General features: G+C 62.1%; 11 protein-coding genes and 1 pseudogene. 7 read left to right on the plus strand and 5 right to left on the minus strand.

Translation table 11 applies throughout. The features are described from left to right. The 3 genes from AB0313_RS18900 to AB0313_RS18910 form a co-directional block, all read left to right on the plus strand. Nucleotides 1–299 (plus strand): hypothetical protein (locus AB0313_RS18900; RefSeq protein ID WP_366307518.1); only part of this gene is annotated, 299 nt, incomplete at its 5' end. A gap of 955 nt (nucleotides 300–1,254) precedes the next feature. Next, entirely contained in the window at nucleotides 1,255–2,052 is a 798-nt protein-coding gene (locus AB0313_RS18905; protein ID WP_366307520.1) for an SGNH/GDSL hydrolase family protein, read from the plus strand. A 65-nt stretch (nucleotides 2,053–2,117) separates the two neighbouring features. Further along, complete coding sequence (locus AB0313_RS18910; RefSeq protein WP_366307522.1) at nucleotides 2,118–3,212, plus strand: AI-2E family transporter; 1,095 nt, start codon at nucleotides 2,118–2,120, stop codon at nucleotides 3,210–3,212. 99 nt (nucleotides 3,213–3,311) lie between these two features. On the opposite strand, the gene AB0313_RS18915 is transcribed toward AB0313_RS18910, so the two are convergent. Further along, nucleotides 3,312–3,899: a DNA-binding protein gene (locus AB0313_RS18915; protein WP_366307524.1), complete on the minus strand. Its 588-nt coding sequence runs from the start codon at nucleotides 3,897–3,899 to the stop codon at nucleotides 3,312–3,314. A 449-nt stretch (nucleotides 3,900–4,348) separates the two neighbouring features. Next, complete coding sequence (locus AB0313_RS18920; protein WP_366307526.1) at nucleotides 4,349–4,948, minus strand: hypothetical protein; 600 nt, start codon at nucleotides 4,946–4,948, stop codon at nucleotides 4,349–4,351. A 125-nt stretch (nucleotides 4,949–5,073) separates the two neighbouring features. Here AB0313_RS18920 and AB0313_RS18925 point away from each other — a divergent pair, with 125 nt between their 5' ends. After that, nucleotides 5,074–5,424, plus strand: a complete 351-nt coding sequence (locus tag AB0313_RS18925) for a hypothetical protein (RefSeq protein ID WP_366307528.1) — start codon at nucleotides 5,074–5,076, stop codon at nucleotides 5,422–5,424. 297 nt (nucleotides 5,425–5,721) lie between these two features. Here AB0313_RS18925 and AB0313_RS18930 read toward each other — a convergent pair whose 3' ends face one another. After that, on the minus strand, nucleotides 5,722–6,381 hold the full coding sequence (locus AB0313_RS18930) for a hypothetical protein (RefSeq protein ID WP_366307530.1): 660 nt from the start codon (nucleotides 6,379–6,381) through the stop codon (nucleotides 5,722–5,724). 99 nt (nucleotides 6,382–6,480) lie between these two features. Between AB0313_RS18930 and AB0313_RS18935 the strand changes: the two are divergent. After that, nucleotides 6,481–7,533 (plus strand): annotated as a pseudogene (locus AB0313_RS18935) (IS3 family transposase). Nucleotides 7,534–7,598: 65 nt separating this feature from the next. On the opposite strand, the gene AB0313_RS18940 reads toward AB0313_RS18935, so the two are convergent. Next, nucleotides 7,599–7,838, minus strand: coding sequence for a ParA family protein (locus AB0313_RS18940; RefSeq protein ID WP_366307532.1), 240 nt, complete (start codon nucleotides 7,836–7,838; stop codon nucleotides 7,599–7,601). A gap of 569 nt (nucleotides 7,839–8,407) precedes the next feature. Here AB0313_RS18940 and AB0313_RS18945 point away from each other — a divergent pair. Further along, the gene (locus AB0313_RS18945; protein ID WP_366307534.1) at nucleotides 8,408–9,349 is read left to right on the plus strand and encodes a ParA family protein; all 942 of its coding nucleotides are present in this window, start codon (nucleotides 8,408–8,410) and stop codon (nucleotides 9,347–9,349) included. 269 nt (nucleotides 9,350–9,618) lie between these two features. Then, nucleotides 9,619–10,089, plus strand: a complete 471-nt coding sequence (locus AB0313_RS18950; RefSeq protein ID WP_366307536.1) for a hypothetical protein — start codon at nucleotides 9,619–9,621, stop codon at nucleotides 10,087–10,089. A gap of 152 nt (nucleotides 10,090–10,241) precedes the next feature. Here AB0313_RS18950 and AB0313_RS18955 read toward each other — a convergent pair whose 3' ends face one another. Further along, nucleotides 10,242–11,984 (minus strand): MarR family transcriptional regulator, encoded by a 1,743-nt coding sequence (locus AB0313_RS18955; protein ID WP_366307538.1) that lies wholly within the window; start codon nucleotides 11,982–11,984, stop codon nucleotides 10,242–10,244. Nucleotides 11,985–12,272 lie beyond the last annotated feature (288 nt).

The raw sequence follows: 12,272 nt of genomic DNA on the forward strand, positions 1-12,272 counted from the left end.
TCGGCCTGAACCTCGGCGCCAACGCCGGTGTGGCCAGCACCATCCAAAACACCACGGATGAGAACAGCACCACCGGAACCGACCGCGGCTCGTTCACTTCAACCTCGAACCTCGGCCTGAACCTCGGCGCCAACGCCGGTGTGGCCAGCACCATCCAAAACACCACGGATGAGAACAGCACCACCGGAACCGACCGCGGCTCGTTCACTTCAACCTCGAACCTCGGCCTGAACCTCGGCGCCAACGCCGGTGTGGCCAGCACCATCCAAAACACCACCACCGGAGTCATCGGCAGCTAATCCAGCCAGCCGGAGGGCCGGATGCCATACACGGCATCCGGCCCGTTACGGTGCCAAGGTAGGCTTACCCGCCCTAGCAGAAGGCTCTGAAACAGACAATCAGTTCGGGGCAGTCCTCACCCCGGCGCTTGAGCCGGGAGACAGGCAACGTCGGCCTTGCTTCTGGGGAGCTTGACTATATGTCCTTCGAAAGTGGCGCTGATCCGCGGAACCCAAAACCTCTAGCCGCCTCATCCTCATCGCCTGCTACACCCAAAACCTCTGGGGCACCAACATCATCGTTGACGCCAGTCCCCTGCCAACCCAATAACTACTGGCCGGCTACGAGAGCCGGCTCAGGTGATGATTCCCGGCCGCGGACTATCAGGCATCATCCACACCACCACCCCACGCACGGGCCCGCGCGATGGCTAAACCAGGTGCTGGCTTGCTGACCACGCCTGGAGGGCTCACCGCCAGGCGTCGCCGACGACGTAGGCCACTTTCAACACCGACGTCCTTTTAGACCCATACGTTCTGACACCAACGAGTTTGGCTGCAAGCGGCATCCCGAACGATCCACGTAGCGCAATCTCGCAACCCGCCTACCGGAGCTGCCGGCCGGGGAAGGGGAACGCAGTGCCACACTGCTGGACACCACGCCACTACTAAGTATACTTACCAACGGCGTGTACCGGCGCGTCCGCGGACCGCACACATAAAATCCCTCCCGCAGCACCCCAGCGCTGACACCGGGCCCTCGTGACTGGGTGTTGCCCCGCAATACCCCCTAGACTCCGGCGAGGGCCGGGCCGATGCCGTGCACCCAGCACGAAAGCCCAGGTACATGATCCCGGGAGGCGGGACAGGGAGTGCACGTGTGTGGTCAGGAACTGGTGGTGACGGTCCTGGCCCTGGGGCTTCATGGAAGCCCCCGGACCCGCGCCCGCGCCCTGTGCTGTCTATTCTGGTTGTCATGGCAAAGCGATACGTCTGGGGTGGCAGCCCGGGAATCACGGTGAGTCTCGGCTTCCATTTCCGGGGGGACAGGATCGCTGTCCTGGGTTTTTCGGGCCTGTTTTTCGCTTTCGTCACCAGTGTCCTGGCCGGTTGTGTCCCTGCCGCTGATTCATCCACGGCCCGAACGAGTCCGCGGCACGACACTTCCGGCCCGGCCCCGTCCCAGAGCCCGCCGGTCACGAGGCCGGAGCGCGTGGTGGTCATCGGTGATTCCCTCAGCACTGGATACGGGACCTCCCCGGACGAGTCCTGGCCCAGCCAGCTCAGCCAGGAACGGCAGCAGCCCGGGCAGCAGCCGATGGAAGTTATCAACGCGGCACAAGACGGCGCGGGCTACCTGACCGCCGGAGACGGTGGGGAGACGTTCGGATCGGAGCTCGCCGCAAGTGTCGGTTCTTCTACGGACGTGGTCGTGTTCTTCGGCTCGGACAACGACGGAGGCCAGGACCCGGCGGACCTCAAAGCGGCGGTCACTAGCGCACTGTCCGAGAGTAAAGCCCGCGCCCCCCACGCAGTTAGGATCCTCATCGGCCCACTGACCGCATTCGAGCAGAATCAGGCCGATGTTGACCTCATTCTTGATCAGGAGCGGGCAGCTGCCCGTGAGGCAGGTGCAGTGTTCGTTGATCCGATCATGGAGCAATGGATAGCCTCGCCCGACTCTCCTTTGCTGGGCCCGGATGGCGAACACCCCAGCACCCAGGGACAGCAATTCCTCAAAGACAAGATCAAAGGCATCCTCACATCCCTGTGAAGCCCCGGCGCGCCGCTGTCCGTGCGCCTGCGCCCTTCCCGACCAGCGAAAGTGATTGAAGCTCCATGCCCGAAACTGAACCCGTGTTGCCGGCTATCTGGTCCGACGGCCTGGGCCGGGCGAGTATCCGCTCTGTCCAGGTCCTCGCTGTGGCCGCCCTGGCCTGGACTGGCATCTGGACGCTGACCCGGGTGCCTCTGGTCCTGATCCCTGTAACGATCGCCCTGATCCTGGCATCGGCCATCTCGCCGCTGGTGCGCTGGCTCGCCGGACACCGCTGGCCGCGCGGACTGGCCGTCCTCGCGTCGTTCATTGGAATCCTCGGCGTGTTCGGCGGAGTCATCACGGGCATTGTCTTCCTGGTCCGGGCGCAGTCCAGGGATCTGGCTGGCAAAGCCGCTGTCGGTATCGACAGGCTCCACGAGTTTTTGAAGACGGGACCTGTTCCGGTCAGCGACAATCAAATCAATGCGGCCAGGGACACCATCGAGCACTTCTTCACCTCAAGTTCGTTCGGCACCCAGGTACTCACAGGTGCCCGCACGATCGGGGAAATCCTGGCCGGGCTGGTCCTGATGGCTGTGATCCTGTTTTTCTTCCTCAAAGACGGCGAGAAAATCCGCAACTTCCTCATCGGCTTCCTGCCGGCCGGGAAGCGGGCCACCGCTCATCTGGCCGCTGACCGCTCGGGCGCCGTTCTGGGAGGGTATGTCCGTGGTACGGCCTTGGTGGCGGCCTCCAACGGCCTGATCGTGGGCATCGCCCTGACCGTGATGGGTATCCCACTTGCTGTGCCGTTGGCCGTGTTTGTCTTTGTCGGCGGCTTTATTCCGATTCTCGGATCCACCGCCGCGGGCACGCTTGCCGTTGGCGTCGCCCTGCTGTCCAACGGCCCCGTGCCCGCTCTCGTCGTCCTCGCCGTGATCGTGGGCGTGAACCAACTCGAACATCACCTTCTGCAGCCTGTGCTCATGGGCAAAGTTCTCTCCATCCACGGCTTGGCCATCCTGCTGGCCCTAACCGCCGGCACCTTCCTCGCCGGCATCGTCGGGGCCCTTCTCGCAGTGCCCATCACGGCCGTTGGCTGGACCGTCATCAAAACCGTGACCGGACCAGAACCCAATCCCGCGACAACGTCACCGGGCACTACCACGAACTAACCCCGGCCGGGAAGGAAAAGCGCGGCGTTCACCGTTCATGGTCAGTAACAGCCTGGGGACCTCTATCCCCCGCACCGGTGCAGCGCGAACACCTCCGCGTCAGTCCTTCTGCCTACGGATCGCATCGCGCAGCTCGTCACGTTCGGCCAGAAGACGGTCACGCTCGGAGATCAGGCGGTCACGCTCCCCCTCGACAGCCTGGGCACGGGCCTCGGACTTATCGGCCCGGGAACGCAGCTCACCCAGAGCCTCAGCGGCCGACGCTGCAGCAGCCGCAGCCCGATCACGTTCGACGGCAACCTGATCCCGCACAGCACCTACCTCTGCCCTGGCCTGGTCACGCTCAATCTCAACCTGCTCGATTTCCTCTGCCAGGGCTTTCCGTTCGGCCTCTGCCTGCTCGAGCTTGGCGTGCCAGCCCGCACGGGCCTCAGCGAACTCACCCCGGGCCAATACCACCGCCTCCCGCCAGAGCGCAGCGAAACGCACCTGAACAGCAGCAGGCGGCTCGGGCACAGCTTCGGCCAGGGCCTCCCGCTCATTCCACGCACGCGCCGCGTCAGCGGCCACCGTCATGCGCACCCCGGACCGTTCCCGCACCGCCCGGGCCGTCACGGCTATCCCCTCGGCAGCCAAGGCCTCTGCAGCACCGGCCGCTCTCAGCACGGGCGTCTGTTGCTCATCCACGGCATCCCCCCTCATATTAGTAACAAAAATAACAACGTTTCCTGTTTCCTATGTTACTACTCAAAAAACACCCCAGCTCTTACTCACGTCGTGCTGTCGCTCGGCTCGGGCCCCCCACGGACCAGGCACGCTTCCACTCTGCAAGCCGGAAGAATCCCCCATGAGGGTAGCCTCAGCCCAACGCACCCGACGAATGGTTCAGCCACCCAGCACCTGTCCACAACCGGAGTGAATTCTCAGGGTTATCCACAGCCACACCACCAACGAGGGAGCTACCCTCAACGACTCCCAAAACCAGCCGGGGATAACCCGAATTGACCCCCAACCATGGACAGCCCACCGACACGCAGCGCCCGGCCACATTCAACAAAAACGTCACGACCATAGAGCCCGGACCGCAAGCCTTCCCGCGGGAACGGCGACTGATTTATGGGCCTTTTTCGAAGAAGTCAGAAGCTTCCGTCGTCCCCGCCGCCAAAACCGCCACCGTCCCCACCGAATCCACCGGCGTCGCCTCCGAAGCTGTCATCACCGCCCATGGCATCGAAACCGCGTCCCTCACCGCCGTCCCGGTCTTCGAAAAGGCCCCCGAAGAGCGCGTTGCCCGCGATCCCACCGAGAACTCCGGCGCCGAGCCCGCGGGCAAACCCGCCACCAGTCCCACCACCGGTTCGGCCCCACGGGCCGCCGCCGTTATAGCCGCGCATACCCGCAGTCGCGTCAGCCTGGGCCATCTGCCCAGCCCGGGTCGCCAAATCTGCAGCCATCCGGGCGTACGCCAGTGCATTGACCGGATCGCTGCTCTGCGCTGCCATCGCTGAGCGGAGATTGCCCTCGGCCTCGGCGATACTTTGATGCGCCCCGGGCCCGACCGGGACCGGCAGGGAGCCAAGGTAGTTCCTGGTCCCCTCAATCCGGGCCTGCGCCGTCGACATGGCCTGCGGCAGGACAGCCGCTGCCTGCCGGGCGCGCTCCTGCGGATCCGGAGCACCAGTAACCCCGTCCAGGGCAGCAGCGAGCCGCTGCTTCAGGCTCTGAATAAATGACATGGGAAAAACCTTCCGGAACGATCCTCAGCGTCAGTGCTACCGCCTGTACCGCCAGACTACAACCGGATCACAATCACCGTGCCGGGCGACAAAGACCGGCACGATGCCGGACACTATGTTCAACAGTGCCGCCCACTCAGGAAGGCAACACCGCCAGGAACGCTTCGATCACCCTTATCGCAGCGACCGGACCAGAGGCCACGATGCCGCGCCGCGTCCCTGTCCGGACTCTGGAACCAGCAGACCTCCCCCAACTCGACCGGTTGCACCAGTACGCCTACGCCGGACAGCTCGGGCAGCGAAACCTGGTCCCGGCCACCGCATCCACGAACGAAGACCGCACCCCCACCGCCGAAGCGGCATCCCTCGTCGCTTACGGACCCGACGGCCAGATCACGGCCGCCATCATCATCACCGAACGTAACGGCGAAGCGGTCATCGATGAACTCTTCACCCACCCGGACCACCGCCGCTAAGGCCCTGGGCCGAAGAACTCCTCCGACACTGCCTGCACATCCTGCACACCCTGGGCCACACCACCGTCACCGTCACCGTTCAGGACAGCAACTCACCTGCCCTGGCCCTCTACCTCTCCAGAGACTTCCGACGAGTCCCCACCGATAACGACGAGTAGGACTGAACATCCCCGCATAACGCCCCGCTATCCCGTGGGGTACTGAAGTGAGAACTTCCGGAAACGTTTCTGTACTCACCGGGCCCGGCCCCAGGTGCTGGCGAGTTAAGAATAGGTGGCGGCCGGAAGGCTCGGGGTGTCAGCGGGCGATCGCACGACCTTCCGGGACCCGCCTGCCTCGCAGTTGGGGGACGACGAAGATGACATCGAACAGAATCGGGACGAATAATAAAGGCGCCAAGAAGATGAGGTGGTAGCCCCCCGGATCTGGCAAGGAGTTCAGTTGCGAGTAGAAGAAGTAGGAGTGGAAGACCGAGAGGAGAAGCACGGCCCCCGGGACTGAGACAGCCCAGAGACGGCCCTTCCAGGCGGGCCACAAAACAGCGAGCAGGACAACTCCCTCGGGAACACCTTGCCAAAATGGACCGATCAGCAGCCCGGTCATGTCGACGGCAATGAGGCCGGTGATTGCTACGCCGACCCGTAACCACACGGTGGCCCTCACCGGGGTGTCCTTGCCGCCGGATCGGACAATACCGCTCACTGTGCCGGCCCGGGGCAGCACAGTGCCGGCATCATCGGGCCGTGCGATCGCCGGGGTCTTCGATCGGCGCCCCTTGACCTTGCGGATGACAAAGGTTGCCTCGGAGACGATCACCACGAAATACGGCAGCATAACGAGAAGGTAGTCTTCACCGAATCCGGTCCTCCAAAGCGCGACGCTGCCGTCGATAAAGCTACCCCCGCCGCTCATCCAACGGTCGGTGCTCAGAAGCCAATAAGAATGGAAAGCCACCATAAGAAGGACCGTCGCCTGGGCTGAAACAGCCCAGGCGTGGCCCCTCCAAGCGGGCCACGCGGCAAGGAGGTCATCGCCAAGGTCCGGCAGGGCCAGAAGATGCTCAATGACGGCCGCCCGATGGTCGAGGTCATCAAGGAGCTCCAGGTCACCGAGGCGACGTGGTACCGGTGGCTGAACCAGTACGGGTCCGAGAAGAACGCCGAGGCATCCAAGCGGACCAAGGAGCTGGAGAAGGAGAACGCCCGGCTCAAGCGACTGCTGGCCGAAAAGGAACTGGCCATCGACATCCTGAACGAGGTGGCGAAGGGAAAATTCTGAGCCCCGAACCCCGCCGCCGTGCCGTGCGCATGGCGGTGGAGAAGTTCGGGGCCTCCGAACGCTTCGCCTGCAAGGTCCTGGGGCAGGACCGGTCGGCGTTCCGTAAGAAGAAGCCCGACCTGGGCTTCGAGGAAGCCCGGCTCCGTGCAGCCCTGCGCACCGTCGCCGGCAAGCACCCGGCGTGGGGCTGGCGGAAAGCGCGCCTGGCATCTGCTGGCGCAGCCGGCGTGGGACGGCGTGCCGCTGAACAGGAAGCGGCTCCGCCGGCTCTGGCGTGACGAAGGCCTGACCTGTAAACCCAGGGCGCGGAAGAAACGCCGCACCGGACCCGGCGCCGGGGACCAGAAACGCCTCACGGCCGAGTACCCGATGCATGTGGTCAGCTTCGACTTCCAGTCCGATGTGACCTCCTGCGGGCGGCACATCCGGTTCTTCAACGTCATTGATGAGTACACACGCACCGCGCTGGCGGTTATCCCGCGCCGGTCCTTCAAGGCCACAGACGTGGTCGCAGTGCTGGAGAACATCAACGCCGAAACCGGCACCGCACCGACCTACGTCCGCTGCGACAACGGGCCCGAGTTCACTGCTGAGGCACTGGTCAGCCGGTGCAACACGGCCGGCGTCGACACCGCATTCATCGACCCCGGATCACCCTGGCAGAACGGCTTCATCGAATCCTTCAACGCCCAATTCAGAAGGGAACAACTCGCCGGAGAAATCATGGACACCATGGCCTAAGCCAGGTATTTGGCCGACGAATGGAAAGCTATCTACAATCATGAACGGCCCCACGGATCCCTGAACGGCATGACGCCGAAACGCTACTAAGAAAACTGGACGCAAGAAAACCAATTAGCTATCGCATAAGCGCTGGACTGCTAACGGGGGCCCAATCAGTAACTCGTATCGAGTTCGCGCAATGTCTCGTGCAGACTCCCGAGTTTCTCTACGACAAATATGCGGGGTTCGTGCCCAGCCTCTTCTCGGTCTACCGCCCAGCGTGAAGTAGATCGCTGTCGGTCACCATCCACCACCGCTATCCGTATCCCTCGCTTCGCCAGCTCGACAGCAAGGTTGGTTACAACCGTGGACTTGCCCACGCCGCCCTTTTCACTACCCGCCACAATGATCATGCTCTGGGCCCGCGGCGTGAAGTTCTCCTTGCTCGTTGGATAGCATGAGTGATGGTTTAGGCGATCACCTAGTTGTTGCTCCAAAAGGCCCCAAATTCGGTTTCATGCCATAAGACATGCCATACGTACCGTTGGACGAAACGCGGCCGCTCCCATTCGGAAACCTGCCCAGCACTCAACAAGGAAAGCAGTTTCGTCTCGCACCTGAATTCATGTGTTACAACCCATTGGCAGCAACATGTGGTGACGCACAAGTGCCCTAGCCGGAGTTGCGGCGGGAAAACGTGTTTGGTACCCCACGTGGCACAAGGCATTGTCCAAAACATGAGCAGCAACAGCTCCTCCACTAGGAGTACAAATAAAGCTTTTCATGAGGCGTCCAGCACGAGTGCAAACGCTTATACGAGCATCACGACTTGCCTTGATAGCAACGCGCTAGGACATGGTGATCACTGTGGGCCGCACTGCCTGCCGTCGCATGCGTGTCACTACCCGTATCTACGGTGGAGTGCACCTAACGTTGAGAGCAGGACAGCATTCCAGTCGATAACTAGGAGACTATTCGGCCGATGGTACGATCACTGCAGACCCCCGTGTACCCGAGATCGCAAGGGACACCCGCCATTGACCGCGTCATCTCTCTGGCAAACGGCAAAGGTGGAGTTGGCAAAACGACCACTGCCGCCAATGTCGGCGGGTATGTGGCACTGGCCGGATCTCGCGTGTTACTGATAGACCTCGACCCCCAAGGCGACCTGGCCCGAGACCTCGGATATGAACGGCAAACGGGCAGAGAGTTTTTCCAGGCTCTCATCGCCGGCACGACGCCGTTGATCCTACGCGACGTGCGGGAAAACCTTGACGTTATTCCCGGAGGCCAAGACCTCGAAGACATTCAGGGCCTCATGGTTTCCCGCTCGAGCAGGTCCGACGCCGGCGACTTCGGCGACATGCTTTACGCCGTCCTGGCGCCGCTGGCAGATGACTACGACTTGATTCTTATCGACACCCCGCCGGGGGAGCGGATCCTCGTAGAAGGCGCCTTCGCAATTTCCAGCGCTGTCGTAATTCCTACCCGCTCCGATGATGCGAGCATCGACGGTGTCGAACGTGTTGCTCGACGGTTTATGGCCGTCCGTGACCGGAACCCATCGCTGCAGTTGGCTGGCATTGTCCTGTTCGGTGTTGGACCACGCTCTCTGCGCTTGGAACGAAGTGTCCGGGACACTCTAGAAGAGATGCTTGGCACCGTTGCCCCGGTCTTTGAGACTCGTATCAGGAATCTTGAGAGCGCAAGCGCCGACGCCCGCAGTAAGGGTTTACTCTTCCACGAGCTTGAAGGTGCCGTTACGGACGCTCAAAAGAACCGTCTGAAAGCGCTCCGTGCAGGAGAGAAGCCCTCGGATGGGTTCTTCTCCCGCAATGCCGGGGGGCTTGCTGAAGAATATGAGCAGCTGACAGGCGAGATCCTCGCCCGACTGAACGAAATCGAAAGCGGGAACCAGGCATGAGCGGCAGGCAAAGCCTCGCCGGGGCATTCGCGCCTGTAACGACTACCCGCGGTGCAGCACTCCAAGGATTGCTGGCTCCAAAGCGGGAGAGGGGAGCCACTGCCGCGGAACCAAGGCCTGAAGAGCCTACGGAGACTCCGGCCGAAGGACTTGTCCAAGCGCCGCCAGCAGAAACACGCGACCCGGCTGGAACGAGATTACCTGCCGGCGGTCCGCCGACGGATAATCCGCCCACTCAAAAGGAACGCCTTAGGGAGACGCGCCATGACTTGGCAGAGAAGCGGGAGGAGTCCAAAACCGCATCTGCCAAGACCTCAAAGGACGCTGATGGGCAGCAACCTGTTGCTAAAAAGGCAGCTAACTCGACCCGAGCTTCCCAACTGGTTTCGGGGGCACTGCGCAATGTAGGAGTCTACTTACCTCCGGAGCTCCTCGCTCAAGTAAAGGACGCCGTTTACCAAAAACGGACGACGTATGCGGACTTGCTAATTGATGCCTTCGAAGCGGTCGACGACAAACAGATCGCCAAGGAGTTCACCACGGAGACCGTACTAACCAGATCGGGCATACCGCGCCGAGCCCCGCGGAAGCGAGGAGAGGCGGGCATTCAGATCCAGCTCCGTCTCGACGGCTTGCAAGTGGCCTGGCTCGATGAGAAGGTCACCGAATTCGACGCACCGTCACGCAGTGCCTTGGTCTCGAGCGTGTTCAAGCTATATATCCAGGATTCATCGGAGTGATGTTGCTGCATCTTCCGACTGAGGCCGCGACGGAATAAATCCCGCCTTAGTTATGGCTTGAACATGGCATAGCTTATGGCACGAAATCGGACAACCGGGCGAACAGGCCGCAGCGCCAAGGGAACTGACATCTACCAAGCCTTGACCTAACCTCATCCGGTTCTACTGAAGGCCATGTCGGACAACGACCATTCGTCAGGTGGCCCCTCAAACATGTCCCACGGATAGTCATCGTCGGGGGAGAGCAGCTCGGCGACGGTGTTTAGGTTTTTAGCGAGCCATTCGCGCCAGATGATGCGATCGTTGCGGTAGCGCTGTATCTGAACAGCAACAGCTTCCAAGACCCCGAAGTGCTCCGCGAGCTGCCTGAGTGAGGTCGCGGCGACGATGAACCAAGACCGTGCGCCGTCGCGTGAAATAAGGTTCCAGCCCGCGAGGACTTCGAGGGCTTCATTTACCGCAGACCGGGACAACCTGGTAACGCTGACGATTTCGGTGGTGGACAGCCCGGGGGAGTGCTCCAGTGCTTCGTAGACGAATGCCGCCGGCAGCCCCAATTCCCGGAAGACCGGCCGGAGGGCGTGGATCTTACCTTTCTGCCACGTGGCGTCCTCAGCCGCGAACTTGAGCTCGTCGGGGACGGTAAGCATGTACAAGTCTCCCTTCGTTCCACGGGCTTCTTCAACCAAGGTGACCAAGGGATCCGTCTCGGAACGCAACTCCCGCAGGTGAAGACCGACGGTGGTGTGATCGAGACCGGTAGCCACGGCAATCGAGCGGACCCCAAATTCGATGAACCGCGATCCTGTCATATGGGCAGCCTCCCCCAGTGCACGCAGCACCATCCTTCTGGCCATACCTGTCCTGGATTGTTGGTAGTTCACTTCCCTAATCCTGAGCGCATTGCGCCAAGTCCGGATAAACCGATGCTCTACATCGGGATTTGAAATTGGCTTTGAGCCCTTTACCCCTCCCCCCTGTGTATTTGGCTGGCTTGTGGGGGATCTGTGGACATCGTCTTTCCCGTCTCCAGTGGGCGGGTTTTTGCTGAGGTAGGTAAGGGCGTTCATCCAGTCCCGGCGCAGGGCTGGGAGCCGGTGCCGGGCGGCGTACCGGGCGTAGAAGGAGGCGAGCCCGGGCCAGGTTCCCTGCAGCATCCGACGTTCCACGTCGACCAGCTCGAGGCCGGCCGCTGCGGCGCCGACGATGACCGCCTGTCGTGCATCGGAGTCTGAGGCGTACCGGTTGGTGTCGTACAACCCCGTCTGTGCGAGTACCTGCATGGTCCTGGACATGCGGCCAGCAGAGTGGTTGGTAACGGGCGCGTCGGATGTGACGGGCGTGAAGGTCTCCTCCTGGCGGAAGGCCCGGACTGCCTTGATCTCGGCGGCCAGGTCCTTGGTCATTGCAGCCCAGACCGCTGGACTGTTGGGACGACGGACGATGTCGTAGGCCATGGACAAGCTCATTGCCAGCTGCTGGTAACCGCCGCGCTTATGCGGTGAGCCGGGAGTTCTCATGCAGCCGTGCAGCAGGTTCTGGTGCGGGGTCTTGTCCAGGGTCCGGTAGCGGGTGCCCAGCGCCTCGACAAGATCACGCGCTTCAGAGAAGGTGACCCGCTGCGCCAGCGGGACGTAGACGTGGCGGCCGCCGTTGGGGGAGTAGTCCACGATCCAGCGGGCACCCACCGAGTGCAGCCAGGTCTCGACGGCTCGAACGTCGGCCTGGACCCAGTCCTGGCCAGCTACTGAGGAGTCGAAGTCAAGGAAGATCGCAGCGCAGGTGCCGTCCTTCCCGAAAATCCGGACCGCGGCGGGAACAGAGGGAAGAGCCTCCGTGAGGTTTCGTTCATGTTTTTGCGGATACGACTTGCCGGCGTCCTTGGAAAGGCGCACCCGCGGCTGGCCGGCCAGCCGCGGTGTTAGAGCTGCCCATGCTTTAGATGCTGTGTCTCGTAGATTTGACACGCCTCTAGCTGGGCATGCTGGAAGCACGGAGATGTACTGATGTACGATGTGAGTAATCCTTTCGGGGATTGAGGTACGAAAAAGGGCCGATCCTGCCAGATCGGTTTTATAGCAACACAAGGGATGGCCTTCTCGGGTCCTCCACGACTTACAATCTGATCCGCCGGCAAGCAATCCAGAGGTTAAGTCTCAAGCTTCGAAGGCCCGCCTAGTGTG

This window comes from Pseudarthrobacter sp. NPDC080039, from assembly GCF_040702335.1.
Lineage (GTDB): Bacteria > Actinomycetota > Actinomycetes > Actinomycetales > Micrococcaceae > Arthrobacter > Arthrobacter enclensis_A.

Bases quoted from the DNA above. Each gene is read 5' to 3' on its own strand.
- AB0313_RS18945 (WP_366307534.1), top strand. From the start codon at position 8,408: ATGGTACGATCACTGCAGACCCCCGTGTACCCGAGATCGCAAGGGACA.
- AB0313_RS18930 (WP_366307530.1), bottom strand. From the start codon at position 6,381: ATGGTGGCTTTCCATTCTTATTGGCTTCTGAGCACCGACCGTTGGATG.
- AB0313_RS18940 (WP_366307532.1), bottom strand. From the start codon at position 7,838: ATGATCATTGTGGCGGGTAGTGAAAAGGGCGGCGTGGGCAAGTCCACG.
- AB0313_RS18910 (WP_366307522.1), top strand. From the start codon at position 2,118: ATGCCCGAAACTGAACCCGTGTTGCCGGCTATCTGGTCCGACGGCCTG.
- AB0313_RS18920 (WP_366307526.1), bottom strand. From the start codon at position 4,948: ATGTCATTTATTCAGAGCCTGAAGCAGCGGCTCGCTGCTGCCCTGGAC.
- AB0313_RS18905 (WP_366307520.1), top strand. From the start codon at position 1,255: ATGGCAAAGCGATACGTCTGGGGTGGCAGCCCGGGAATCACGGTGAGT.